Here is a 237-nt window from a genome sequence, read left to right as displayed (position 1 = left end):
ATCGGCAGCCCGCATGCCTCGCTGGAGGAGTGCCGCGCGCTCGCCGCTGTGCTCGCCGGCCGCAAGCGGCATGCGGATGTCGCCGTCATCGTGACAGCCGGACAGCAGGTCATCGATGCGGCCGGCCAGGACGGCACCTTGAAAAGCCTGCATGACAGCGGCGTGCAGGTGCTGCCTGATCTTTGCTGGTGCTCCATTTCCGAGCCGGTTTTCCCGACGAAGACCCGCGCCCTGATG

General features: G+C 67.1%; 1 protein-coding gene. It reads left to right on the top strand.

The features are described from left to right. Positions 1-237 (top strand): aconitase X (locus tag SB816_RS34865; protein WP_410548607.1); only part of this gene is annotated, 237 nt, incomplete at both ends.

The sequence above is a fragment of the Achromobacter sp. SIMBA_011 genome (genome assembly GCF_046535435.1).
GTDB lineage: Bacteria > Pseudomonadota > Gammaproteobacteria > Burkholderiales > Burkholderiaceae_B > Achromobacter > Achromobacter dolens.
The sequence above is the reverse complement of the archived record's forward strand: the minus strand, read 5'-3'. Positions and strand labels throughout refer to the sequence as shown.